This is a genomic window from Eudoraea adriatica DSM 19308 (assembly GCF_000382125.1).
Taxonomy (GTDB): Bacteria; Bacteroidota; Bacteroidia; order Flavobacteriales; family Flavobacteriaceae; genus Eudoraea; species Eudoraea adriatica.
In genome coordinates, this window is record NZ_KB907550.1 from 151,806 (window position 1) to 176,819 (window position 25,014).

A 25,014-nucleotide genomic window follows, 5' to 3' on the forward strand; every position below is an offset into this window, starting at 1 on the left:
AGGCACCAAATAGGGATATTCTATTGGTAATACTGAATCTGAAATAAAAAAAAAGAGCGCCTATTTTGTAGCTTTTACATAAGCTATCAAAGACCTTAGCGTGGTTATTTTGCCATAATCCGCTTCCGGGGTTGTGATGCCAAATTCCTTGTCAATGCCAATTATGAGTTGCAGAAAATCGAATGAGTCGATACCAAAAACTTCCCTGATATTGTCATCCATTCCGAGTTCTTCGGGATCTATGTCCGGTGCTATTTCTTGCAGCAATTTAAGGATAGTTGCTTTTATTTCCTCGTCTTTCATAGGGCTTCGGGCTTTTGTAGATTCCGCTTAAGGGCCATTAAAAACCTGCTCCCCAGATAACCATCAATGGCCCTGTGGTCTGCGGCGAGTGTCACATGAACTACGGGGCGGGCGCTTAATTTACCATCTTCGGCCCATGCTTCTTCCACGATATTGCCGAAGCCTAAAATGGCAACCTGTGGCGGGTAGATAACCCCAAAAACTTTGTCCGTACTGCCTTCCCCGATATTGGAAATTGTAATGGTGGATTCGCTTAATTCTGAACTTCTCAATTGCAATGCCCTTGCACGCGGTATCAAATCATTCAACAAGTCCATTAACTGATTCAGGGATTTTTTGTCTGCCTCCGGGATTGCCGGAATCACAACTCCTCCTTTGCGCAATGAAACGGCAAAGCCTATATTGATGGCATTTTTCAACTGCAGACCATTTTCCCAAAAAGCATTAACTGATGGAACTTCTTTAATTGCTTTTGCTGTTGCTTTTATTAGCAGCACAACAGCCAGCAATCTGTCTTTAAGTTCCCTTTCCTTGTTCCATTCGCGCAACCAATTGAGCGCTTTTGTCATATCGATCCTTGTCTCGAGGTAAAAATGAGGAATCTCTCTGTTAGACTTGCTCATGGCAGAAGCAATTGCTGTTCGCAGACCTTTCGCAGCTATTTCTTTTTTGCCCCCGGTAACTTCTACATGCGATTCTGCTTTCTTAGCTGCAGCCAGGTCGATATCCTTTTTTATAATACTGCCTTCCGGACCGCTTCCTTTTATGGCCGAAAGATCGATTCCTTTTTCCTCTGCAATTTTTTTCGCCAGGGGGGATACCTTTAATCGATCATCAACTTTTATTGAACCCTCTTTTACCATCTCTTTTATAGGTTCTTTTTTAATCCTGGATTTCTTTTTGGCAGACACTTTTTCTCCAACCGGGATAATGATGGCCATTACCGTTCCTACAGGCACTTTTTCCCCTTCTTTGACAATAAGCTCATTGATAGTGCCTTCATCAAAGACTTCTATTTCAATCAAACCTTTTTGGGTATCAACATCTGCTATGATATCGCCTCGTTTAACGAAATCGCCAGATTTTACCCTCCATTCTACGAGCGTACCATCCTCCATGTCGGCGCCAAGACTGGGCATTGTAAATTCAATCATTCTGTATCATTTTTAAAGCCGAGTCAACAATATCCTGTTTCTGTGGAATCGATGCATCCTCCAGATGTTTGGGATATGGAATAGGCACTTCAATTCCGCAAAGCCGTTCAACCGGCGCATCCAAACTAAAAAAGGCGTTCTCCATTATTCTGGAAATGATCTCTGAGGATATGCTGACCGAACGCCATGCCTCTTCTACGATCAATACTTTATGGGTTTTAGCCACAGAATTAATGATGGTTTCATTATCGATAGGATTGAGGACGCGAAGATCAATTATTTCTACATCAATTCCGGATGAAGCCAATATTTCTGCTGCTGCCAAAGCTTTGTATACTCCGGGGCCATATGTAATGATCGAAAGATCTTTTCCTTCCCTTCGTATTTTAGCTTTATCAATATCTACTGCGCCAGAACTTGACGGGATTTCCGATTCCATGTTTAAGAGGGATGTATACTCAAAAATCACCACGGGATCAGGACTCTCCAGGGCAGTTAAGAGCATTCCCCTGGCATCTTCATGTGTGCCGGCGGAAACAATCTTCAATCCGGGAATATGGGCATAGAATGGTTCCCAACTATGAGAATGCTGGGCCGCGAGCTGGTTTCCAATCCCTGAATTCATTCGGATAACTACAGGGACATTTATCTGACCTCCCGACATATGTAATAAGGTAGCTGCATTGTTAATGATCTGGTCTAGTGCAAGCAGGCTGAAGTTGACTGTCATGACTTCCACTATGGGCCGCATTCCCGCTAAAGCAGCACCTATACCTGCTCCAACAAAGCCTGATTCTGACAAGGGAACGTCCATGATACGATCTTCACCAAATTCCTCAAGGAATCCTTTACTCACTGCAAAGGCTCCTCCATAGCGCCCCACATCTTCCCCCATCAGGAATACTTTATCATTAGTAATCAGGGCTTCGTGCATTCCCTGTTTTAACGCCTCCCTATACGTAATTTTCAATGTTGTTTTATCAGTCATAACTATGGGCTATAAACAAATTTTTTTAAATCTTCAACAGGTTCAAAAGTTCCGGCTTCAGCAAAATCAACAGCTTTTTGTATTTCAGCGCTGACCTTGTTCTCAATAGTATCAATATCGTCCCGGGAGATTAGTTCGTTTTGTAATAATTGATTGCTAAATGTTAGAATGGGATCGCGTTTTTTCCATTCATCAACTTCCGTTTTCTCACGATACAGTTGGGCATCGAACATGGAGTGCGCTCTAAAGCGATAGGTGTTGCATACCAGAAAATATGGTTTTCCGGTAGATTTGATGTATGCTATAGCCTTTTCAACTGCATTTTTTACCTCCAGCACATCCATTCCGTTGGTTTTTGCTGATTCAACCCCGTATGCCGCTCCTTTTTTTTCCAAATCCTGAACAGAATGCGAAAAACGGAGCGCAGTCCCCATACCGTAAAGGTTATTTTCACAGAGAAAAAGAACAGGAACACCCCATAGTGCAGCCAGGTTCATAGATTCATGGAATTCTCCCTCGGCTATTGCTCCTTCACCAAAAAAACAACTGGTAATATTGTTAAGGCCTTGTTTTTTGGATGCCAGGGCCATACCTACTGCCATGGGTAAATGACCTCCAACAATGGCATTTCCTCCAAAGAATCTTTTGGAAGCATCAAATAAATGCATGGAGCCTCCACGCCCCATGCTGCACCCCTCTTGTTTGCCGTACATCTCAGCCATGATGCTTCCAGGATCAAGGCCCCTTGCCAATGCATGTCCATGTTCACGGTAGGTACTCAGAATATTATCTTCATCTGTTAAGGAGTGCATGGTACCCACGGCTACTGCCTCTTCACCAATATAGAGATGCAGAAAACCGCGAATTTTTTCTTTGGTATACAATTCTGCAGACTTCTCCTCGAACCTTCTGATGAGAATCATCTGGTACAGAAGTTTGAGGCCAAGTTCTCTTGTGATTGCCGGATTTAACTTTATTTCTTCTTTTTCCATATTATTCCAATGTTGATTTGTCTCCTTCGGGTAACCCCAGCTCTCTAGCTTTTAATAATCGCCTCAGGATTTTACCACTTTTTGTCTTAGGCAAACTGTCCGTAAATGTTATTTCTTTAGGTGCTACCGCCGGCCCCAATTTTTTACGGGAAAATCCTTTGATATCCAGTTTCGTTTTTTCACTCCTTTCATGCCCGGGTTTTAAAACAACAAAGGCCTTAACCAGTTCCCCGATAAGGGGGTCTGGTTTCCCTATGATAGCTGCTTCAGACACTGCGGGGTGCTCCATCAAGGTGCTTTCCACTTCAAATGGCCCTACCATATGACCGGATGTTTTGATAATGTCGTCGGCCCTTCCCACGAACCAGAAATAGCCATCCTCATCTTTCTTTGCCAGATCACCGGTAACATACCATTCCCCTTTAAAACATTTCTTATAGCGTTCCTCCTCATCGAGATATGCCCTGAACATTGAGGGCCATCCTTTTTTTAGCAAAAGATGTCCTTGTTCCATGGGTTTTGTTAAGAGCTGTACTTTGTCCTCAACAATATTTCCAATTGCAGCCTCGATCCCCGGCAATGGTTTGCCCATTGAACCAGGCCGTACTTCCATAGAGCTATAGTTAGAAATCATGATGCCTCCGGTCTCCGTTTGCCACCAGTTATCGCAAATGGGCATCCCAAAAGTTTTTTTACCCCAAATTACTTCCTCTGCATGCAGGGGTTCCCCAACACTATGTATTAGGCGCAGGTTAGACAGATCATACTTTTCCAGGGGCTTAAAATCAAGGCGCATTAACCTGCGGATAGCAGTTGGAGCGGTATACCATACATTTACACGGTGTTCTTCAAGAATGGAATACCAGCGCTCCGCATCGAACTCTTCTTCATCCACAATATTGGTAACCCCGTTGACAAGTGGAGCAATGATCCCATAAGAAGTTCCGGTTACCCATCCAGGATCGGCTGTACACCAGAATATATCCCCGGGTTGTAGGTCGAGAACATATTTTCCGGTAACGTAATGTGTAAGGACGGCCTGATGAACATGCAAAGCACCTTTTGGCATCCCGGTGGTACCACTTGTAAAATGCAATAAAGCAGGATCTTCCGGCTGTGTATTACTAATTAGGTATTCATCAGGAGCTTCATCCATTAACATGGATAGCGACAAGACCTTTTCGTCTATATGTTGTTTTGCATCTGTCAATAAAATATGCCTAAGCAACGGAAGCCGAGGCATCAATTGTTTTATTTTTTTCTGATATAGTTTTGTTGTAGTTATTAAAACCTTTGCCTTCCCTTTACTTAAGCGCTGAAATGCAGGTTCTGGTCCAAAAACTGAAAACATGGGACAAAATACAGCTCCGGTTTTTAGTGTTCCCAATGCGGCAACGTATAAGTAAGGAATTCTTCCCACAAGAGAAAAAACACTATCGTTCTTTTTTATAGCCAGCTTTTCCAGAACATTTGCAAATTGCGAGGTCTGAATTTTTAAATCGGAATAGGTGAAATCTATTAAGGATCTATCCTTTCGAATCCATCTAAGGGCAACTGTATTTGCAAGATGGCTATTGGCGTGCCGGTCTACTGCTTCGTGTGCGATATTTAGCCCGCCTCCCGGGAGCCTCTCTAAATTTTTAAATTCATTCTCCCATTTAAACTTATCACACAAAGAATCATAATCCGGCATATTTGGTGTTTCCTTCCCTGGTATGTATAAAGTGTCTTTCATGATAAGTGGAATCAAATCTATTATTCAGGCATCCAATATAGTTTGGAATTATTGGTTTTGTAATGATCTTGATCATTGAACACGCTTATTTTCGGACTTAACAACAATATCAATTCCAGATCAGTTTCAAAGTATGCTCATTAACCCATTCCGCTTTGGTGCCAAACTTTTTCCCTTCCCGGTTCAGGACATTCTTTATCCAGTTACAATCCTTTTTATTGGGTTTGTTTATTTGTAATTTCCTGATTTGTGTGGGGACCAATAGCAGCGAGACAAAATTTCCTTTTGTGCAATCCCACTTAACAAAATACATCAGGCCCAGATCACTGCGGTAAGATTCATGGCCACTGATTCCTTCATAGTCATTCAGAAAATCGCCGCAGCCATATATGATCGGCTTGTTTTTATATACTTCCAATCCTTTGAAATGGTGTGAGGAATGACCATGGACAATATCGACCCCTGCATGGTCAATCAGGTTATGTGCGAATATTCTGTGCGGTTCCTGGACTTTATAACCCCAATTACCGCCCCAATGGATAGAGACTACGACCAGGTCTCCCGTCTGTTTTACTTGTCTGATTTCCTTTCCGATCCTTTTGATGGTCTCCATAGATAAATTAACCAGTACATTCAGTCCCGGGACAACCTCAGTTGCTTTCCAATCAGCGGGGATTCCACTTGAGGATAAGCCAAAAGAAAATACCAGAACCCTGCCTTTGTCCTTTACAGATAAAATAGCAGGCGTATTGGCCTCCCTGATATTAAGCCCGGCACCGGTATATTTTATTTCTGCACTTTCCAAAGTCTCCAGGGTTTCCAATAACCCTTTTTGACCCCAGTCCAATATATGGTTATTGGCTAAGGCACAACAATCTATATTGGCTATGGTAAGGCATGCAATATTTTTGGGATGCATCCTGTAATTGATACCTTTGTTAACGTAATCCCCGTTTTTGGTAATGCTGGTTTCCAGATTTATTAACCTGATGTCGGCCTCTTTCATAGCTCCTATGGCATAACCCCAGATGTAATTAAAATCCACAGCTTGTTTAATAGGACCACTTGCTTTTTCGGCAAGTTTTACATAGTCCTTTGCATTTTTCAGATAGCCTTCGTAAATCACCGGATCATTTGGATTGGGCAATATCTGGTCTATGCCGCGCCCGGTCATTACATCACCGCAAAGAAACAGGTTAAGTGTTTGATCCATCTTAATATTGCCTGTAAGGATAAAAATAGACATGTAGCAAGAAGCACAAAATGATTCAGATCATGGAAATGAAAGGTAGTGAAACACTTGCTGCCTAAATCGCCGTTTCGGTACGGTCAGTAATTCTTCAATAATGATAAGGATAGTAATCCGATGTTGGTATCCCTACTACTTCATATTCTGATTGAAGAAAAGTAACTAAATCCACGAGTTCCTGCACAGTCATAACTTCATTGTAATTCTTCATCTTTGAAAGACCTTCTTCGGTAGCTTCGACAGAGGTTTTTTGTTTGTAGCGTGGTGCAATTTTGTGCGAAGGATTTATAACCGAAGTGACCAGATTTCCATAGGATTTCTGAACAGCTACTTCGCCACCGAGCTGTATGTTAATATTATCACTTCCTGCCTTCCACTCAATCTCCGAAATACTATGGCATTCATTGCAGTCTAATCTCTTATAGGTTGCTTTTCCTACTTCAATGTCGCCTTCAGGTAACGCAAATCCAATCGCTTGCTCATTGCAACTGCTTATAATTAAGCCAACACATAACAGGATAAAAATCAGTAAATAATCAGACAGCTTGCGCAAAGTTTTATTTTTACCAGACATAAGATGTTGTTTAAAATTAAGGATTTGATTCTCCACCATAACAATGGATAAAAACAAATGTAGTGACTAAGAAAGATGAAGTAAATGACCTGCGTCATCCAGATTTATGCTTACTTACCGGAAAAATTTTAAGAGAAATCCGGAATATGTCCTTTTAATGTATAGAGATTGGACAGAACAGTATTTTTAAAGCAGGAAAGCATGGGATGATCAATACCAAATCAATCTAAAAGGAATATTTAATAATTCCTTACCTTAGAAAGAACAACCAACCACTTCCTTACTATGATCAACTTCTTCAGAAAAATCCGCAAACAACTGGCAGATGATAACAAGCCGCTGAAATACGCCAGATATGCTTTAGGGGAAATTTTACTGGTTGTAATTGGAATACTTATCGCATTACAGATTAATAACTGGAATGAAGACAGGCTGTCCAGACAATTTGAGATCCGCATGCTTACTGAAGTCAAGAAGGCTTTTAGTGATGATCTGGGCATATGCCAGTTTTTAAAAGAGAGGAATGAGTTAAAACTACAGGGCATACAGGAAATGCTGAAAATGGTTGCGTCGGAAGAATCCTACCCGGATTCGGTCCTTCTGAAGGCATACAATAAAATGACAATTTCATATTACCTCAACTATAACATCGGGCCTTATGAAACCATCAAATCCGTTGGTCTGGATAAGATCAGTAATGATTCCGTCCGCTCAGGGCTCACGGCAATTTACGAGCTCGACCTGCCCAGGGTAGAAGAATTTACAAATGGATTTATAAATAACCTGCGGGAAGAGCACGATATTACCGCTATGCACGACGCCCTCTGGAAACGTACTTTGATACGGCTACCTGACAGCAGCTATAAATTAGTGAGCATCCCATTGGATAGCAGGATCCTTGATAAAAAAGAACTATTGGATCGTATTAAAATTGAGCAGGATATGGCATCTAATTTCATTCACAGACTTAACTATTTCGAAAGCACACTCAATTATGGCCTCCAGCTGGTGTCCGATGAATTGGAAGCACTTGGGCCATAAGTCCTTGAAATATAATAAAGACCAGCAATAAAGTCTTATAGCCCGCTTACCGGAATTTCGGTATATTTATAAGAACTATCTTGAAAACAATGCGCTTCTTCAGACCATTACGCAAAGTACTCGCAGCCGATAACAAGCCATTAAAATACCTAAGGTATGCCCTAGGGGAAATTCTATTGGTGGTGATTGGAATTCTCATCGCCCTGCAGATCAATAACTGGAATGAAGAAAATAAAGAAAAGCAGGTTGAAAAACAGCGCTATCAAAACATACTTAATGACCTGCAAAACGATGAGCAGACCATCAACCAGATGCTAACAAATCTTACTAAAAAGCAGGACTTGCATTATTACCTGTATCAGCTTTCGCAGAACAATGGTATACAGGATAGCACATTTAATATAAGACGGGTTAATGCTGCTCCCGAACTCAATCTGATTTCCGGCAAGAATCAGTTAACCGAATTGGAATTTATTAAAGATCTCCATATCAGGCGAGAGGTCAATGTTTATATTAAATATGAAAATGCCGCCATCTCAGACGCCGTTCGTCTTGAAAGTATTATAAAAAATGAGGTAAGGGATTATTTTGGCAATATAAGTGCCACGAAAATTGAGAATTATTTTACCCCGGAAAGGTATGATAACAGCGATATTGGGAATACATTGGACATGGATGTGATTTCAAAACATTTTAAGGATTCAGATTTTAAAGGGTTGCTGATAGCTCTCAGAATGAGCACATCGAATGCCCTGATTACGCTGGGCGCACTGAAGGAAAAAAACAAAAATCTGCAAACCATTTTGAGCGATAAATTATGATAAAATTTTACCATCGGTTACGTCGGCGATTTATTATTGAAAATAAGTTTTCAAAGTACATATTTTATGCCATGGGTGAAATTGTCCTGGTAATGATAGGGATATTATTGGCATTGCAGGTAAATAACTGGAATGAAATAAGGAAAACAAATAAACAAGAAATAGAGCTTTTACAGTCTCTTCATAAAGAATTTAAATTTAATGAAATTGAATTGAATCGTTCTATCGAGAAAGCACAAGTAATTCAGAAAAAGTCTGAGGCATTATTAAAAAACACAGGAACCCGTGAAATGAAATTATCCAGACATGAAAGTGATTCACTTATAAGCACCGGCTTATTGGGTATTATTACATATGATGCAAGCGGTGGCATACTGGAAGACATTATCAATTCGGGCAAAATACATATTTTAAAAAATGATAAATTAAAAAATATTCTTTCCAATTGGGGCGGAATACTTAACGATGTGAAAGAAGATGAGACTTGGGCAGTAAATGAAAGGAATACTATTACTTTACCATTCCTTTACAGAAATTCAAACTACACAAACATTTCCGGAGGTATGAACTACATAACTGATATTCCCTCCGGGTTCAACACGGACTACCGGGACATTTATAAATTGCAGGAATTTGAAAACATTGTGAATAGCCACAGAATATGGAATAAAAAAAATGAAAACAATTATAAACGACTCAAAAAGCGTATTGAGGAAATAATTATCCTTTGTGAACAAGATCTAAAGTTAAAAAACAAATAAGCAGGACTAAATGATCAAATTCTTCAGACATCTCCGTCATCAATTCCTCAAAGAGAACAACATTTCCAAATACTTGTTATATGCCATTGGTGAGATTTTGCTGGTGGTTATAGGTATTTTAATTGCCTTGCAGATCAATAATTGGAATCAAAATAGAATCAACTCCATCAGGGAAAGTCTGTTGCTCAGAGAAATTAATATTGAATTTAAATTCAACAAAGAAGAGTTAGAAAGCACTATCAGAACTTATGTACACATTCGGGAGCAGTGCAACTATTTGCTAAAATCACTACCTGTTATCCGAAGTGAAATGAATAAGGACTCTTTATCAAGAGCATTGAGTGAGATTCGAAATCTCGGCACGGCCGATTTATCAATGGGATCTATTTCAGCTTTAATCAATACCTCGTCCTTTGAATTTATTTCGAATACTGAACTTCGATCTTTGCTAATTCAATGGGATGATCTGATATCTGACTATTTCGAAAGAGAGGGGCAGGCAATAAATTATACCCGGCAAACTATAATTCCATATTTGGCAAAAAGAATACCACGGCCTTATATTGAGGGTATTAATGATGATAGGGTAGATTTATCTTTTATGAACTCGATAGAATTTGAAAATTTAATTATTGATCGACGTGGCGATGCGAGCACTTTGTTAAATGTTGTAGAGGATGAAGAAGATAAAATTAGAAAAGCGTTAGATCGAATAATATTTCTAACCAATGGAAATAAGGAAAGACAAAAATGATTAATTTCTTTAGGCGCATACGCAGAAATCTCGCAGACGATAACAAGCCATTGAAATATATGAGGTATGCTATCGGAGAGATTTTGTTGGTGGTTATTGGGATCCTGATTGCCTTGCAGATTAATAATTGGAATGAAGAACGGAAAGACGCTCAAAAGGGTATAAAGGTTCTGGAAGAACTGGCTAATAATATTGAGTACAACATTGAAAATATAGAGAAATACATCAGAAAAGCCGAACGTTTTAATGAATACTCTGATTATGTCATTAAAGTGCTGGAAAGGGACATTCCCTATTCAGATTCACTTGATAATGTTTTAAACAGTGCCTTATTGAACCTTGACGATTTTCATTTTTCAGATGTGGCATATGAATCTTTAAAGAATATGGGGTCTGATTACATTCAGGATGACGTTCTTAAAAATGAAATCGTAAAACTTTTTGATGAATCGTTTCCCGAAATGTTAAAAATGTTTAGCTGGTCTTCCACGAGTGCCGAAATCGAATATATAGATCGCAATTTTTTTCCCGTTTCAGGGAATAACAACCTGATATTGAAGCCCTACGACTTTGATGTGCAAATGAATGATACGTATTTTTTGTCGATGATTCATAAACGTAAAATCCAGCGAAATTTTTTTAATACAAGAATGCGGGTAGTTCTCGAAGAGAGTCAAATTGTCCTTCAATTAATTAAGGAGAAACTGCAAAATCAATAATTCAAAAATAGGTAAGTGGGTTTGTATGTGGGATAAAAACCATTTATATATACTGTCTGCCGGGCTTTATATGTTTCCTCTCGTATCAATACCTGGGATCCGTTGATTAATAGTTATATAGAAATATAAAAAGGATAATAATACTGCTAACAAGAGGTTTAAAATGCTCGAATCGTACTTAAATAAAAAGAGAGGGATGCCAGAGAAAAAATTATGGAAGAATTAAAAGCAAAAAGAAACTTTTTCATTTAATGGTCTAATTGATTTATTCTGTTTTAAATCGCATGATATGTGTATCATTTAAGCGCAATGTGGCTTATGATATTAATCATCAAACTTCTGAAATCCCCGGTTTAACTTCGTATCCTAAAAGAGTAAACAGGATGATTGTATTTGTTTTTGGTTTGCCGGGTACAGGCAAGAGTTTTTTTGCTTCAAGACTTGCCAAAATTATAGATGCCAGCTATCTGAATAGCGATAAGTTAAGGAAGGAACTGTTTGCAAAAAGAACATATTCCTATGATGAGAAAAAAGAGGTCTATGATACTATGCTCAGTAAAGCGAAAGAAGCAATTGCCATTAGTCAAAATCTGGTGCTCGACGCCACATTCCATAAAAAGGAAACCAGAGATAAGTTTATGAAGCAATTATCAGATCTGGACGAGGTTTTTTATATTGAAATACATTCGGCCGAGAGTACGATCAAAGAGCGATTAAAGAAAAGCAGGCCTTATAGTGAAGCCGATTTTGAAGTGTATAAACTAATCCGGCAACAATGGGAACCGTTTAATAAGCCCCATTTGGTGTTGGAATCCACTAATAATAATATTGAAGAAATGTTGCTAAAAGCTGCCAGGTACCTGGGTTGGAAGAATGATACAGGAACAGATAAATAGCCTGCTCTTAGAAGGGGAATTTCCCGAAGTTTCAACAGAAAGGCAATTGATTGAAACCCACATATCCTGGGTGTTTATTTGTCACCGATTCGTATACAAAATAAAAAAGCCCATTAAATATTCATTTCTTGATTTTTCTACCCTTGAAAAACGAAAAAAATATTGCGAAAGGGAAATTGAATTGAACAAGCGCCTTACCACTGGCATTTACCTGGATGTGGTTCCTGTAAATAAATTGAATGATCATTATAAAATAGGAGGTAAAGCAGGAACGGTAATCGAATATGCCGTAAGGATGTTTAAAATGGATGGGACCAAACAAATGGACCGGCTTTTGCTTCAAAAAAAAGTAACGAAATCGGACATTCAAAACCTGGCCAAAAAAATCGCCCGCTTTCATGAGAATACTGCTATAATCCAACAAAAGGACATGCTGGATATTCAGGAAAAATTCAACGATTTGGAAGCGGAAAAGAAATATCTGAAAGCGCAACCAAATGGCGATAAATATGCATCTATTATTGCCAATGCCGTAAAAACCTCTAACACTTTTTTAGAGAAAAACAAGGAATTGCTGGCAGAAAGACTAAGGGCCGGTTTCTTCAGGGATTGCCATGGCGACCTTCATTCCAGGAATATTTTTTTACTGCCATCGCCTCAGCCTTTCGATTGTATAGAATTCAATGATGATTACCGGCAAATTGATGTTTTGAACGAAGTTGCCTTCCTCTGTATGGATCTCGATGCATTTGGGGAAAAAGATTTATCTGAGCTATTCATGGAATATTACAATGAATTTTTTCCCTCCATGAAATCGTCGGAAGAACACCATCTTTTTGTTTTTTACAAGGCCTATCGGGCTAATGTACGTGCCAAGGTCAATAGTTTGCGGGCAAAGAGTGCTGTGAATGAAAATGCAAGAACAAAAGCATTATTTGAAGTAGATAAATACCTTCGGTTGATGGAAAGCTATTTGAAAACCCTTAGTTTAATTTAAATCGGTTTAAAAAAATTTCTCATACTAAGTATGAAGGGTTTATTTGAACTTTGTTTGCAACTGAATTATTTTAAAATCGATTCACCGTAAAAATCTATGAATGACTTTCTCCATGTCTCAGGAAAAGGATGTTTTTTTAATTCCTCCATATCATAGGCCATTAGCAAAGATTTGGATATAGCTACAATTCGTTTATGCTTTTTACTATAAATTTTTCCTTCACAAAGCACTCTATCTTCTAATAGTTCGATAATATCCAAGTTAATGATAACAATATCTGGAAAGGTAACTGGAAAGATATATTTACAATCCTGCCAGGCCAGAATTGGCACTATATTCTTGAACACAAATTCGCCTTTATGCATTTTTTGAAACATCTCGATTCGGGCTGATTCCATCCAACGAAGATAAATAGTATTGTTCACGTGCTTCGCTGCGTCCATATCGCCCCACTGAACAGGAAGTTCAAGACTTGCATAACTATTGGAATTATAATCTATCATGTTATCCTTTATTTGAACATTTATACAATCTGACATAAAATGCGTTTTTAATACATTTATAAATTGTCACAGACTCTTTTACTCTACAAACATTATTTTGCTTTAATAATATATTGATATGGAAGCAAATCTACGTTTACCTCAAAAGAATTATAGTCCGCTTTTTTTAATTCATTGACTACAACATCGATGGGTAACCTATGACCCAAGGGAGGACCCACGGGGATTTCAGATTTGAAAAAATCAATAATCACCAACTGGCCTTCAGGCTTTGTGCCCTTTTTTACCTTAGTAAAGTATTCAAGGCGGTTTTCAATATGATGATACGTATTAACGATTAATACCATGTCCACTTCTTCCTTCTTCAAGTTAGGGGAATCATACGGTATTTTACGGGTTTCAATATTATCTAAATTGTTTTTTTCGATTCGTCTTTGTAGAAACTCTTGAAACTCATCATCCACATCCGCCGCAATAACTTTCGCCCCTTTTTCTGCTAATTTCACGGAGAAATAACCAGAACCAGCTCCAATATCCATAATCGTTTGACCTTGTAGGTCCCCTAAAAATTCCAAAACTTTTTCAGGTTGTTGATACGCATCTCTTTCTGGAGACTCGAATCGTTCGATCAGCTTTTCAACGGAAGATTGGTGCATTTGCTCATTAGCTGAGCTATGTTCTGATCGGGTATCATTATGATCCTCGTGACCGCTTGTTTTTACCTGGGAAGTATTTATGTCACGATGGTTATTTTTACATCCAATACATAGAAAAAATGTTAAAATCAAAGCTATATTTTTCATTTCAGTATCTTTTAGTGATTTGTTTTATCCTTTATTTGAACTTTTGGGTCCCGATAGCTTCTCCTTCGTAATACTATGGAGAAGGAGCTATCGGGATGGACTATGTGACTAAATTATTAATTATCGTATTGGATGCAGATTTAGTGGGGTCTAATACTTTCACTCAACAAAATCCTTTTTTAACCGAACAGCAGAGTTTGGCACTTTGTTTTTCAACTTTCTACGACTTTTCTTCTTAATTAGGTCAAATGCATCGTAAAGTTTTCCCAGTGGTGTGTACGCTTCATATTTTATAATGTTCTTTGAGACGGTAATTATCTGGAATAGTTGGGTATATTCTCCCCTTCGTACCATCCAATCCTGGTCTTTTGATTCGTACATTTTTGGTCCACTTACCGAAACCGCGTAAATTGTTCCGGCATTTTTTACTACCGTAAGGCCTTTGCCCTCGTTCTCAATGTAACCGCGGGCATAGGTATGATCATGGCCTTGCAATACCAAGTCGACTTCATAGGTATTAATTAAAGGTTGCAAAGCTTCCCTTAACTCTTTGTTGTCCCTTCCCCTGGCTGTTGAATAAATAGGATAGTGCATCGTGATTGCTGTCCATTTTTTTGTGTTGGACCGCAAAACACTATCCAGCCATTTTATTTGTGCTGCACGTGACTCCATACTTTTGTTGAAACCCTCTGCATCTATTGATATCAACTTCATGTTCTGATAGTCAAGGGCATAACATGTTTCCTTCAGTTCTTCAGTAGGGCCATTTTCGGGTAGGGTAAATTGTGGCCTCCATAAAGAAGTTAAAACACCGTCTCGATACTCGTGATTGCCAGGAGTCATCATACTTGGTACTGTCGCATGAATAAAACTGCCTGAATAAAACCATTCTCCCCATTCTAAATTCGCGTCCCTATCATTGATCAAATCACCGGCATGCAACATGAAGTCCACTTGAGGAAATTGCTTGTAGGAATTCCGAATGACCCGTGACCACATCGATTTTACGCTGTTTTGGGCATCCCCGAAATAAATGAAACTAAACGGTTCTTTACTATCAGTGTGCGCAGTAGTAAATTGAAACCACTCGCTCCAACAACCGTCATCATCCGACCCGTTTCCAACGCGATACACATACATTGTATGGGGTTCAAGATCAGGAACTACGGCCGAATAATATACCGCCTTGACCAAAGGTTCATTTATGTTGCGGTTTTGAAACAATTGTCTTTTTGCAGTAATCTTGCGAACTTCCCCAAGCAAGAATTCGGGTCCGTCGGTAGCTAAGGCAACTTCTACCACTCCAGATTTAATTTGCTGATCGGTTCGCCAATTGACCGCAAAACTGTGGGCGGGATCTGTTGTTAGGTTTGCTATTACCCGATCTGGCGTCTTGGATGGAAAAATCAATTTATGGGCGGTCACTGAATCATGCTCAATATAATGACTATGGCCATGGGGTTCGGTTGCAATTGGATTTTGTGCACGCAACGCAAAATTCAATAGTAGCATAAAAATGAGGAATACTGTACTTTTTTGGGTCATTGTTCAATTTATTTACTTTCAAAAGTATTTTATGTTCGGTTCAAAACCAACTATTTAAGGCAATGTTAATGTTAAGCCTCATCACAAATTGTGGATTGTCTTTCTTTAATTGTGTACAACTTAAGGATGTATTAACTTGTTAATTTATTGCTGCTATGGGGTTGTCTTTAATTCTGTCTATTCATAGATCGTTTATTTGAACTTACCTATCAATGATGTTAAAAATAAAAATCCTTGACAGTCAACGAACTATCAAGGATTTATGCGGTCTGGACGGGATTGATTTCCTCTCTCCGTTCGGAAATGGGCCTAAGGGTGGTGCTGTCACAAAGTGCTCTTTCCAATTTGCCTGAGTTTCTTTTAATAATGAATCTATTGCAGAGAGGGGATTGCTTCCTTGAAATTACAGCATTCAATTGAATACAAGATTGAATAATCCTATTGTATTAATTGGCATAAAGAACGAAAGCCTAATCTTGCTCCGTTGGAAGTATTAAAAAAACAGCCGACACCAAGTTGTTGAATCGCAACTTTAGGTGCCCGCTGCATTAATAAACATTCTCCTTAATTGCAATTAGCGTCGGACTCGGTGGCCTCACTGATGGCGTCAACTGCTTGTTTAAATGTGGTTGTGCCTCTAACGGTTATCTCAATGGAGTTGGACCCTATTTCAGTAATTGTGCCGGTAAAGCCCCCAAAAGCGGTTTGGGTAGCCAATTCTTGCCCGGTTAAATCCACGCCATCTGAATTACGCCCTGATAGCTTAATCCGTTGTACAAAAGGTATGGTGATATCCGGATAGGTCTGTACCGCATCATAGGCCAATACCTGTTTTCCAGGGGAAACAGTTACGGTACGTGCGGTCAAAATGATGTTCTCGCTTGTTGAGGATTGCCCTTCGGCCGTAGTTGCCGATTTTGATACTTCAACCGACACTGCCAATTCTTGGGAAACTGTGCCGGACACTTTTCCTCCTGTTCCAAAGAAATCCACCCCAGCTTCTGCACTAACGGATACCGAACTGGTGGAGGTAACACTGGAAGTGAGCCCGATGGTTTCTTCCCATGACAGCGACATGGTCGTACTTTCAGTGACTTCGGTGCCCACTTCTTGTACCAGATCCCGCGAGGTACAATTGGTCAAAGTGCTATTGAATTTGAACGAGTTTTCCGGTGAAGGCAGTATGGGTTCACCGTACCAGGTTTCAATACTTTCCGTCTCATATTCCACATCTGTGGTTACAATTCTAAAGTTCTGGCCCTCAGCAGTAAAAATGGATGAACTGAATAATGTCGTTCTTTCATATTCTATTGTGGCGGTTCCAATCAGAGAACAGCTTGCGGTTCTTGTATAAAAGTACAGTGGCGTATCTGCTCCGTATGCATATAGTTGATAGGTGTTATTTTCTTTTTTAATTCGAAACTTAAACTCGTTCCCGAGCGAATCAAAATTGGGGGTCTTGGTTATGTCAGAAGTCGACACTTCATTTGATTCAATCAGTCCTATGTTTCTCGAATTATTTTTCAAATAGGTGTTTGTACTTATACTTATAATGCTGTACACGTTTTCTTCTCCATCATGCTTTTGAAAATAAAACTGTTGGGAAAGGTTATTACTTGCAAAACTCGCCTCAGCGTTAAGGGAAGGATATCGAAAAAAAGTATTGTATTCATCAATACATGTAATGACTGCATTCTCTTCGCCAAAAACCAAACCAGGGTGGTTATCCAAAGCTTTTGTCTGAATTTCTCCATCGTCGGAGACCAATTGTACAAAATAGGGGGTGTCGGGTTTAAGGTGCACAGCTGTATTTGAATCGGCCACATTTTCACCCCGCAACTCTTCTTGTGTACCATTTTCCTTGAACAATACGTTATTCAAGGCTTCCGTAAATAGGGTGGTTTCATTCTCATCCAACAGCTCAATAGTTAAATCAACCCCGTTGCGTAAGGTTTCTTCAGCCTCATCGGTCAAATTTTCCAAAGCAAGTTTAAAACTGGCGAAGTTGGTAAATGGGTCTACCTCCAACAATTGGGAATCAAAAAAATCGGTATTCGAGGGCGTGACTTTTACCATCGTCACCGGCTGGCCTTTTTTAACATAGGGCCTGGCATCCAACAAAATACCTATTTCACCCTCAAAGGTGGTCAGGTCCTCTTCACTTATGCCTGCGCCTTGCTCTAATTCCCCTTCTTCTCCGGCTACGGGTGGTTGTGGTGTATTCGGGTCTTCGTCTTTGCTACACCCTGTGTTCAGCAAAAGAGCCAATCCGAAGAATACGTATGTAAACTGTAATAATCGCCTTGTTTTCATAATTTTTTGGTTTTAAGGATTCAACACCCCAAAACTAGAAGCAGCACCCTCCTTTACCTAATTTTGTCCATGGACAAAGTATGGACATCTGTCTTGCATTATGCATTTTTAAACCATGGACTACCAATAATTAGTTTCAGCTAAAAAACTTTTCAAATACTTGATATACAATATATTAAATAATAAAATAACGCGGGGTTACCTCTACTTCATATGGACAAACACGATAACTATAATTTGTGGTTGTTACGGTAGGCAAGTACTTGACCGTCGTTTTTTCTTAACTTAGTTTAAAATCAATGACCTCATGAAAACCATTCTTATTTTACTTTTATTTCCAACATGTCTTTTCAGTCAAGATTTTTTTCCCTTTTTAAGCGATGACATCAAAACAGCGATAGAGAAGGGTGATAACTGTCTAAAGAAGGAAGGGCAGAAATGTTTAGATCATTACGAGGAAGCGATTGAGTTGGGTAGAGCTGAAAAGGATAGTAGCCTGGCCATGGTCTATAAGGAAATAACTACCGGCCTTTATTACTTTGGCAACATTGAAGATTGCAAACGGTACGTAAAAAAAGGCCTCTCATTACCAGATTCTTTAAATAGGCCTTTAACCCAAAGCCTATTTTATAAGCGCATGGCCAATATTTTTATCAGACTTGAACAAAGCGACAGTATTATGCCAGCCTTCGCTAAAAGCATTGAATGGGCTGAAAAGGCCCAAGATACAGCTCAAATTATGGATGCTCAAATTCTTATGGCCGATACGTATCATAGACAGGGTAAGTCAAAGCGTGCCCTTGAAATCTTAACCCAAACAAGGCCTCTGGCTGATAAAAGCTCGATTACCCGCCAGCGTATCGCCCCAGTTTTTGTTATGGGAAACATCTATTTGTCCAACAAAGATTATCACCTGGCAAAAGAGCGGTTTTTAGAATCTATGCAGATATCGGAAGGAAAAGATAATTACATGTACCACTTATCGCTGGTTAACTGGGGCATAGCGATGAACGAGCTGAACAGTCCTGAGGAAGTCATAGACAAATTGCCAAGGGCGATTTCATTTTTTAAAGATGATCCCCACGAACTTCACGCAAAGACCCATTTGGCTGAGGCTTACTTTTTAGCTGGCGATTATGACAAAAGCCTAATATTGGGTCTTGCCAACCTAAAGGAGGCCCAGGATGTAAACGAACAAATCTTAATCAGCCATAATGCCGGCATAATCAGCGAAAATTATTTGGCCTTGGGCCGTGATGAGCTTGGCTTAAACTATGCTACCGAAACTTTGAAAAGTGAAATCGAAAAAGGGTTTTTAGACGAGCAGGTCATTGATGCCTATCTGCTTCAGGCGAAAGCCCTTAAAAATAATGGTAATTACAATGATGCCATTGATGCCTTAGAACGATATATAACGCTTAATGACTCTCTTTTTGATATCACAAAACAAAAAGAAGTCACCAACCTACAGGAGTATTACGAAGCAGAGGTGAAAAATGCAAAAATTCAGGTTCAACAGGAAGAAATACGAACATTGAACGAAAAAGCGAAGGTCAATAAACTAACCAAAGGCCTCTATGCCGGAGGAATGGCCTCTGCTCTGGCCTTATTTGGTCTTTCTGTTTTTGGCTATCGTCAGCGGATCAAAAAGAACCGTATTGCCAGAGAAAAACGGGAAGAAATATATAAGCAAGAAATCGAACACAAGAAAAAAGAACTCGCCAGCCAAACCTTGCACCTGGTACAAAAGAACACCTTCTTAGAAGAGCTGAAAGAGAACCTGGAAAACCTAAGGAACTCACCAGACAAGTTCAAAATGGAGTTTCGGCGGATTGTGATGCTGCTGAAAAAGGAAAAGGCCTCAGACAAAGATTGGGAAACCTTTAAGACCTACTTCTCAGAAGTTCACAACGACTTTGACGCAAAACTCAAAACGCTTTGTACTCATATCTCTGAAAAGGAAATCCGATTGGCGGCTTTTCTACGTATGAACCTCACTACTAAGGAGATTGCGACCACTATGAATGTGCTGCCCGATAGTATTTTGAAATCAAAATACCGCCTCAAAAAGAAATTAGGGCTAGAAAAAGAAACTGATTTGACAAGTTTTTTGAACACATTATAAAAAGGCCCCGGTTTACGGGCCCCTTTTTTCATCTATTCAACCTCATGCAATAAAAGGCTGTTTTATTTAAAAGCGACACAAACATCGCCTTTAACCCCCCAATGGATTATAACATCATCTCATTCCCCGATAAGAGCGAATATTACTAGTGGTTAGATGCGGCCTTAGAACTAAATAGCAAGGGGTTTAATATCCATGTAAACGACTGGCTTGAAAACGAAACGAATTATTCAGATGGAACGGATTTGGCAGATGTTTACGTTAATGAGATTAAGATAGGGGGTACAACATACGCAAAAGAAGTGCCTAACCAACCTATGGAAGAAAACACAACGATATATTCAACTACTTAACACCAGGTAAATATGTTGGGAAAGAAGAACCCGAATTTATGGCACTTGATAGATGCCTTTGATCTAACAGATGAAAATGGTTCTGAAATTAGAAGAAAACTAAACCTATACTAAACTGCCAAAGACGCGTTAGAACGCACTAAAACGCTCACAGTTCAATTATTTCAACCTTATTGTCTCTTTTTATTTTTCCAGACAATAATTGACAGCCAAACCAACAAGGCCAATCCATGAATTACAGCCACCAAGCTCATCCGTTTATCTACATCAAAACCCTGATTACTCAATGCACCCCAAACTCCAAGAAAGAATGTAGCCAAGAAAAAAACTGCAAATGAGCAAATAATAATCACCACCGCCACTACTATGGCTCCTACCATTTTGATTGTACTCTTTTTCTTTTCGGTCCTAGCACAATTTACAACTTCTGTGGTTAGGTCCTATTTTACTCAACATTTAAGGAATAAGCTTACTTATCTCATGTTTTTAAGCCCCTTCTTTTGTTGATAAATAATGTCCGTAAATGACCCTTTTCATTTAACACTTTTGCACAAAAACTGTTTTTATAATAAAAGCATTAGTTAATTGGCAGTTTATTAATAAAACGAAATAACATGAAAGGCAGGAGACGACCGGGAGGAGGCCGTAAAAGCAAAGAAGATGAAGATCGAATAAGAACTTTGTGCATTAGTGCAATGGAGCGGATCTATGGTAGTGAAGAGAAAGCATTTGAGCATATAGCCAGACTATCTGAAGACAGTTTTCCGCACTTGAAACTCTTATTGGCTTACGCCTACGGCGTACCAAGAGAAGCAAAAAGCATTAATGTTCAAAACATGGAAGTTCCCTTATTTGGACCGGATGAGAATATGTAATTAATAAATAAAAATATAATACGAAAAAGGGTAAACCTTACAGAAGATACCGACAAGACTGTAAAGGCCTTTTAAGCATTCTAACGTGATTTGAATGTTTATTGGTTTAGGTAACAGGTCTCACGAAATCTACCAAAACGAATCAACCGTATTGAATACGGAAGCATGATTTAAAGTCACATAGAATAATTCCTTACCTTAGGAAGTTTAACCAACCACTTTCCAATGATAAAATTCTTTAGAAAAATTCGTCAAAAAATGCTGACTGAAAACAAATTCAGTAAATATCTACTTTATGCCATTGGTGAAATTGTGCTAGTGGTTATTGGGATATTAATTGCGCTTCAGTTAAATAATTTGAATGAGATTGACAAGGTTAAGGATACAGAAATATTATATCTAAATGCCCTTCATGATGAATTCTCAAATAACCTCATAGAAGTAGAACGAGTAATGAAACTAAATGCGAAAGGTTTGGCGTACGCGAATGCACTTTTAAATAAAATGGGAACTTCTGATCTAGATTTGACTGAAAAGGTATTTGATTCTTTAATGTATCGCACAATTATGGCTGAAATTCAATACCGTCCTAGCCCAGGCATTCTTATTGAGTTGGTCAACTCTGGTAAATTAAGTATTATTTCTAATAAGGAGCTGCGACTAAAACTGGCCTCATGGGATGGAATTCTTACCAGCGTCTTGTTTCAGGAAGAAGAGCATTCCAAACCTCGGTATAAATTGATTGATTTAATGAACAAATGGGGTAATGGTAGAAAGTCCTTAAAAAATGCATTAGCAAATAATAGATTTGCTTTGGAGATTTCTAACAGCCCTTTTAAGTTATCTAGTAAAGTGCTGATAAAGAATATTGAATTTGACAATCAACTAACCTTCTTTTTTATTACCGGATCTTTTCTGAATGCATATTTTTATTCTGATTTGAAGGATAATATAGAAAATACGCTGAAACAACTCCAAAGTGAGCTTGATCAAAGAACTAACTGAGGCTATTAATTGTGATTTAAACTAATAACGAAAGCACAACAACGGGTATAATTAAAACAATCTAATTCTGCATTATAGTTTCGGTCAATATAATAAATTTGGCACAATGACACTCTACGAATACAAAATGCTTTCAGAAGATGAGCAGTACGATACTGTATTTTCCAAAGGCAAGTTCTTAGATATTTATATTGATGGCACTACAAAATATGTCCTTTATGCACTAGATATGTTCTTCGTTGAGGTTATCTGGGATATAGTAGAGGATCAGATAATAGGTAAAGAAGAGAATTATGGGGAAGGAGCGGGGAAGATCAGAAAACAAAAAACCCTAAAAGTTTATAAATTAAACTATTAGGGAATTTCTCTGCGGTCTGGACGGGATTGATTTCCTCTCTCTGTTCGGAAATCGGCCTAAGGGAGTGGACCCAGCGGTAAAGCAAGTCCTTCTGGTTTCAAAGAAACCAGTTATTCTTTTTCCTTTATCCACAGTTCTAAGTAAACTCCAATGCTCCTAAATAAAAAAGTCCTAAGCACTTGCGTGCAAAGGACTCTGCTTTACTGCGGTCTGGACGGGACTCGAACCCGCGACCCCCTGCGTGACAGGCAGGTATTCTAACCAACTGAACTACCAGACCAATTTTGTATTAAGCGTTTATAAAAAGTACGATTTTTTTGATTTTTTAAAAATCTTTCTCTCTTTATAGCTTCAGTTCTTGTATTGAACTCTTCAGAATACACCAATTTCCATGGTGTTTTCTTTGAAGTGTATTTAGAAAGGCCATCATTATGATATTTCACTCTTTTTATCAAATCTTTAGTTTGACCAATATAAAAAGAGTTATCTACAGCACTTTCAATGATATATACAAAAAACATACTTCTAAGAACGTGTTTGCCTTGTGACAGGCAGTCCCGAGTACTCGGGATAACCAACTGAACTACCAGACCAATGATTTTATCCGCCTCAGGTGGACGCTGACGACCGTCAGCTTCAAACCTTGTTACATTGCTTTTCTAAAGCTTGCTTTGTCCGCCAAAACTTCTACTGAAGTGAAGGTGGGTGCAAATATACGTTGCTAAATGAATTCCACAAACAATTTATTTAAAATTCCACTGAGACTATAAAAAATTCTGTCGCTCTATCATAAAGGTATTCAAAACTTTGGTAAAAGGTTGCCGTATATCTACCTCCACATATTTTATTTTATACTGCGCACATTTTAGTTTTAAGTCATTTAAATAGTCACTGATCCCGCCCTCATAAGCCTCTTTTATACTGTCTGCATAGAGGTCTATATGCCTGCCGGTTTCAACATCAACAAAGCGTTTGGGGGTATTCTCAAAATTAAAATGCAATTCCGTTTCGTTATCAAGCAAATGAAATAAAACTACCTCGTGTTTATTGTATTTTAAATGCCGCATGGCATCAAATAGCTTTTCATCTGAAGTCGCAGTCTGAAACATATCTGTAAAGAGGAAAACAAGGCTTCGTCTTTTGATCTTCTCGGCTATCTGATGTAAATAGGTATATATCTCTGTCTGTTTGGCGGGTTTCCTGTCAAGGCTTATCTCGCTTAGTTTGGCCAGTAACATTTGGTGGTGTCTTTCGCTGCCCTTCTCAGAAGCGTAGAAGCTATAGCTATCAGAAAACACGCTTAAGCCAACGGCATCACGCTGCTTTTTAAGGATGTTCATCAAAGCGGCAATGGCAAGCACGCCAAAACCAATTTTATTTAAATTATTAATAGAGAGCTTCTTTATTTCAGGGTAGTACATGGATGCCGAATTGTCTAAAATCATATGACACCTTAGATTGGTTTCCTCTTCATACCGTTTTGTATAAAGCTTGTCTGTTTTTGCATACAACTTCCAGTCTATATGTTTGGTGCTCTCACCGGTATTATAAATTTTGTGTTCGGCAAATTCTGCAGAAAACCCATGAAAAGGGCTTTTGTGGATACCACTGATAAAACCCTCCACTATTTGGTTCGCCAATAATTCCAGGTTTTGAAATAAGGGTGCGCTATGTAATTCTGACCGCAAATCCATAAGACCAAGATAAACTAAAAAAGGTTTAGCAATTGCTAAACCTTTTTTAAAATTGAAGTTTCCTTTTTAATTAAAGCACTGCTTCAATTGCATCAGTATATACTTTTTTCGGCGATACGCCAACCTGTCTTGTCACTATTTCTCCATTCTTGAATACAAGAACTGTCGGGATGTTTCGTACTCCATATTTTGCAGCGTATTCCTGATTGGTATCAACATCAACTTTTCCCACAACCGCCTTACCATCATATTCAGCACTTACTTCCTCTATGATAGGTCCTACCATTCTACAAGGACCGCACCATGCTGCCCAAAAATCTACCACTACGGGTTTATCACTTTTTAAAACTACTTCATCAAAAGTAGCATCTGTTATCTCTAAAGCCATATTGTTTTGTTTTATAATTATGCAAATTTAGTCAATTATTCGACTCTTTCATTACTCCAATAGCATTC

General features: G+C 38.8%; 26 protein-coding genes and 1 tRNA gene. 11 read left to right on the plus strand and 16 right to left on the minus strand.

The annotated features are described in order from the left end of the window. Positions 1-60: 60 nt before the first annotated feature. The 7 genes from G504_RS0112670 to G504_RS18690 form a co-directional block, all read right to left on the minus strand. Positions 61-303 (minus strand): acyl carrier protein, encoded by a 243-nt coding sequence (locus G504_RS0112670; protein WP_019670561.1) that lies wholly within the window; start codon positions 301-303, stop codon positions 61-63. Then, positions 300-1,457 (minus strand): dihydrolipoamide acetyltransferase family protein, encoded by a 1,158-nt coding sequence (locus tag G504_RS0112675; RefSeq protein ID WP_019670562.1) that lies wholly within the window; start codon positions 1,455-1,457, stop codon positions 300-302. The genes G504_RS0112670 and G504_RS0112675 overlap by 4 nt, the downstream gene beginning before the upstream one ends. Then, positions 1,450-2,445, minus strand: a complete 996-nt coding sequence (locus G504_RS0112680; protein ID WP_019670563.1) for an alpha-ketoacid dehydrogenase subunit beta — start codon at positions 2,443-2,445, stop codon at positions 1,450-1,452. The genes G504_RS0112675 and G504_RS0112680 overlap by 8 nt, the downstream gene beginning before the upstream one ends. Before the next feature lie 2 nt (positions 2,446-2,447). After that, positions 2,448-3,437, minus strand: coding sequence for a pyruvate dehydrogenase (acetyl-transferring) E1 component subunit alpha (pdhA, locus tag G504_RS0112685; RefSeq protein WP_019670564.1), 990 nt, complete (start codon positions 3,435-3,437; stop codon positions 2,448-2,450). A 1-nt stretch (position 3,438) separates the two neighbouring features. Further along, on the minus strand, positions 3,439-5,172 hold the full coding sequence (gene acsA / locus G504_RS0112690; RefSeq protein WP_019670565.1) for an acetate--CoA ligase: 1,734 nt from the start codon (positions 5,170-5,172) through the stop codon (positions 3,439-3,441). Positions 5,173-5,281: 109 nt separating this feature from the next. Then, positions 5,282-6,385, minus strand: a complete 1,104-nt coding sequence (locus G504_RS0112695) for a CapA family protein (protein WP_040444215.1) — start codon at positions 6,383-6,385, stop codon at positions 5,282-5,284. A 127-nt stretch (positions 6,386-6,512) separates the two neighbouring features. Next, on the minus strand, positions 6,513-6,995 hold the full coding sequence (locus tag G504_RS18690; RefSeq protein ID WP_083930769.1) for a hypothetical protein: 483 nt from the start codon (positions 6,993-6,995) through the stop codon (positions 6,513-6,515). 285 nt (positions 6,996-7,280) lie between these two features. Between G504_RS18690 and G504_RS0112705 the strand changes: the two genes are divergently transcribed. The 7 genes from G504_RS0112705 (at position 7,281) to G504_RS0112735 (ending at position 12,984) form a co-directional block, all read left to right on the plus strand. Then, positions 7,281-8,036 carry a DUF6090 family protein gene (locus tag G504_RS0112705; RefSeq protein ID WP_019670568.1) on the plus strand — a complete coding sequence of 252 codons (756 nt, stop codon included), beginning with the start codon at positions 7,281-7,283 and terminating at the stop codon, positions 8,034-8,036. An 89-nt stretch (positions 8,037-8,125) separates the two neighbouring features. After that, positions 8,126-8,857, plus strand: a complete 732-nt coding sequence (locus G504_RS0112710; RefSeq protein WP_019670569.1) for a DUF6090 family protein — start codon at positions 8,126-8,128, stop codon at positions 8,855-8,857. After that, the gene (locus G504_RS0112715; protein WP_019670570.1) at positions 8,854-9,618 is read left to right on the plus strand and encodes a DUF6090 family protein; all 765 of its coding nucleotides are present in this window, start codon (positions 8,854-8,856) and stop codon (positions 9,616-9,618) included. The genes G504_RS0112710 and G504_RS0112715 overlap by 4 nt, the downstream gene beginning before the upstream one ends. Positions 9,619-9,628: 10 nt before the next feature. Beyond that, positions 9,629-10,372 carry a hypothetical protein gene (locus G504_RS0112720; protein ID WP_026348564.1) on the plus strand — a complete coding sequence of 248 codons (744 nt, stop codon included), beginning with the start codon at positions 9,629-9,631 and terminating at the stop codon, positions 10,370-10,372. Continuing rightward, positions 10,369-11,091, plus strand: coding sequence for a DUF6090 family protein (locus tag G504_RS18695; RefSeq protein WP_019670572.1), 723 nt, complete (start codon positions 10,369-10,371; stop codon positions 11,089-11,091). The genes G504_RS0112720 and G504_RS18695 overlap by 4 nt, the downstream gene beginning before the upstream one ends. A gap of 284 nt (positions 11,092-11,375) precedes the next feature. After that, positions 11,376-11,987 (plus strand): AAA family ATPase, encoded by a 612-nt coding sequence (locus G504_RS0112730; protein WP_019670573.1) that lies wholly within the window; start codon positions 11,376-11,378, stop codon positions 11,985-11,987. Then, positions 11,965-12,984 carry a hypothetical protein gene (locus G504_RS0112735; protein WP_019670574.1) on the plus strand — a complete coding sequence of 340 codons (1,020 nt, stop codon included), beginning with the start codon at positions 11,965-11,967 and terminating at the stop codon, positions 12,982-12,984. The genes G504_RS0112730 and G504_RS0112735 overlap by 23 nt, the downstream gene beginning before the upstream one ends. Before the next feature lie 65 nt (positions 12,985-13,049). Here G504_RS0112735 and G504_RS0112740 read toward each other — a convergent pair whose 3' ends face one another. The 4 genes from G504_RS0112740 to G504_RS0112760 all read right to left on the minus strand — a co-directional run bounded on the left by G504_RS0112740 (position 13,050) and on the right by G504_RS0112760 (position 18,148). Next, entirely contained in the window at positions 13,050-13,523 is a 474-nt protein-coding gene (locus tag G504_RS0112740) for an acyl-CoA thioesterase (RefSeq protein WP_019670575.1), read from the minus strand. 56 nt (positions 13,524-13,579) lie between these two features. Beyond that, complete coding sequence (locus tag G504_RS0112745) at positions 13,580-14,290, minus strand: class I SAM-dependent methyltransferase (RefSeq protein WP_019670576.1); 711 nt, start codon at positions 14,288-14,290, stop codon at positions 13,580-13,582. Between the two features lie 159 nt (positions 14,291-14,449). Then, complete coding sequence (locus G504_RS0112750; protein WP_019670577.1) at positions 14,450-15,835, minus strand: purple acid phosphatase family protein; 1,386 nt, start codon at positions 15,833-15,835, stop codon at positions 14,450-14,452. A 564-nt stretch (positions 15,836-16,399) separates the two neighbouring features. Continuing rightward, positions 16,400-18,148 (minus strand): hypothetical protein, encoded by a 1,749-nt coding sequence (locus G504_RS0112760; protein WP_019670579.1) that lies wholly within the window; start codon positions 18,146-18,148, stop codon positions 16,400-16,402. Between the two features lie 307 nt (positions 18,149-18,455). On the opposite strand from G504_RS0112760, the gene G504_RS19270 reads away from it, so the two are divergent. Next, positions 18,456-20,273: a tetratricopeptide repeat protein gene (locus G504_RS19270; protein WP_019670580.1), complete on the plus strand. Its 1,818-nt coding sequence runs from the start codon at positions 18,456-18,458 to the stop codon at positions 20,271-20,273. A gap of 523 nt (positions 20,274-20,796) precedes the next feature. On the opposite strand, the gene G504_RS0112770 is transcribed toward G504_RS19270, so the two are convergent. After that, positions 20,797-21,006 (minus strand): hypothetical protein, encoded by a 210-nt coding sequence (locus tag G504_RS0112770; protein WP_019670581.1) that lies wholly within the window; start codon positions 21,004-21,006, stop codon positions 20,797-20,799. A 234-nt stretch (positions 21,007-21,240) separates the two neighbouring features. Here G504_RS0112770 and G504_RS0112775 point away from each other — a divergent pair, with 234 nt between their 5' ends. The 3 genes from G504_RS0112775 to G504_RS18710 all read left to right on the plus strand — a co-directional run bounded on the left by G504_RS0112775 (position 21,241) and on the right by G504_RS18710 (position 22,864). Further along, the gene (locus tag G504_RS0112775) at positions 21,241-21,501 is read left to right on the plus strand and encodes a hypothetical protein (protein ID WP_019670582.1); all 261 of its coding nucleotides are present in this window, start codon (positions 21,241-21,243) and stop codon (positions 21,499-21,501) included. A gap of 225 nt (positions 21,502-21,726) precedes the next feature. Continuing rightward, positions 21,727-22,506: a DUF6090 family protein gene (locus tag G504_RS18705; protein WP_157473340.1), complete on the plus strand. Its 780-nt coding sequence runs from the start codon at positions 21,727-21,729 to the stop codon at positions 22,504-22,506. 106 nt (positions 22,507-22,612) lie between these two features. After that, positions 22,613-22,864 carry a hypothetical protein gene (locus G504_RS18710; RefSeq protein ID WP_019670584.1) on the plus strand — a complete coding sequence of 84 codons (252 nt, stop codon included), beginning with the start codon at positions 22,613-22,615 and terminating at the stop codon, positions 22,862-22,864. 206 nt (positions 22,865-23,070) lie between these two features. Here the strand turns inward: G504_RS18710 and G504_RS0112790 are convergent. From G504_RS0112790 to trxA, 4 genes are all read right to left on the minus strand, one after another. Then, positions 23,071-23,144 (minus strand) — tRNA-Asp (locus tag G504_RS0112790). Continuing rightward, entirely contained in the window at positions 23,122-23,385 is a 264-nt protein-coding gene (locus G504_RS19275; protein WP_026348565.1) for a GIY-YIG nuclease family protein, read from the minus strand. The genes G504_RS0112790 and G504_RS19275 overlap by 23 nt, the downstream gene beginning before the upstream one ends. 243 nt (positions 23,386-23,628) lie before the next feature. Continuing rightward, positions 23,629-24,558, minus strand: a complete 930-nt coding sequence (locus G504_RS0112800; protein ID WP_019670585.1) for a DUF58 domain-containing protein — start codon at positions 24,556-24,558, stop codon at positions 23,629-23,631. A gap of 70 nt (positions 24,559-24,628) precedes the next feature. Then, positions 24,629-24,946, minus strand: coding sequence for a thioredoxin (trxA, locus tag G504_RS0112805; RefSeq protein ID WP_019670586.1), 318 nt, complete (start codon positions 24,944-24,946; stop codon positions 24,629-24,631). Between the last annotated feature and the right edge of the window lie 68 nt (positions 24,947-25,014).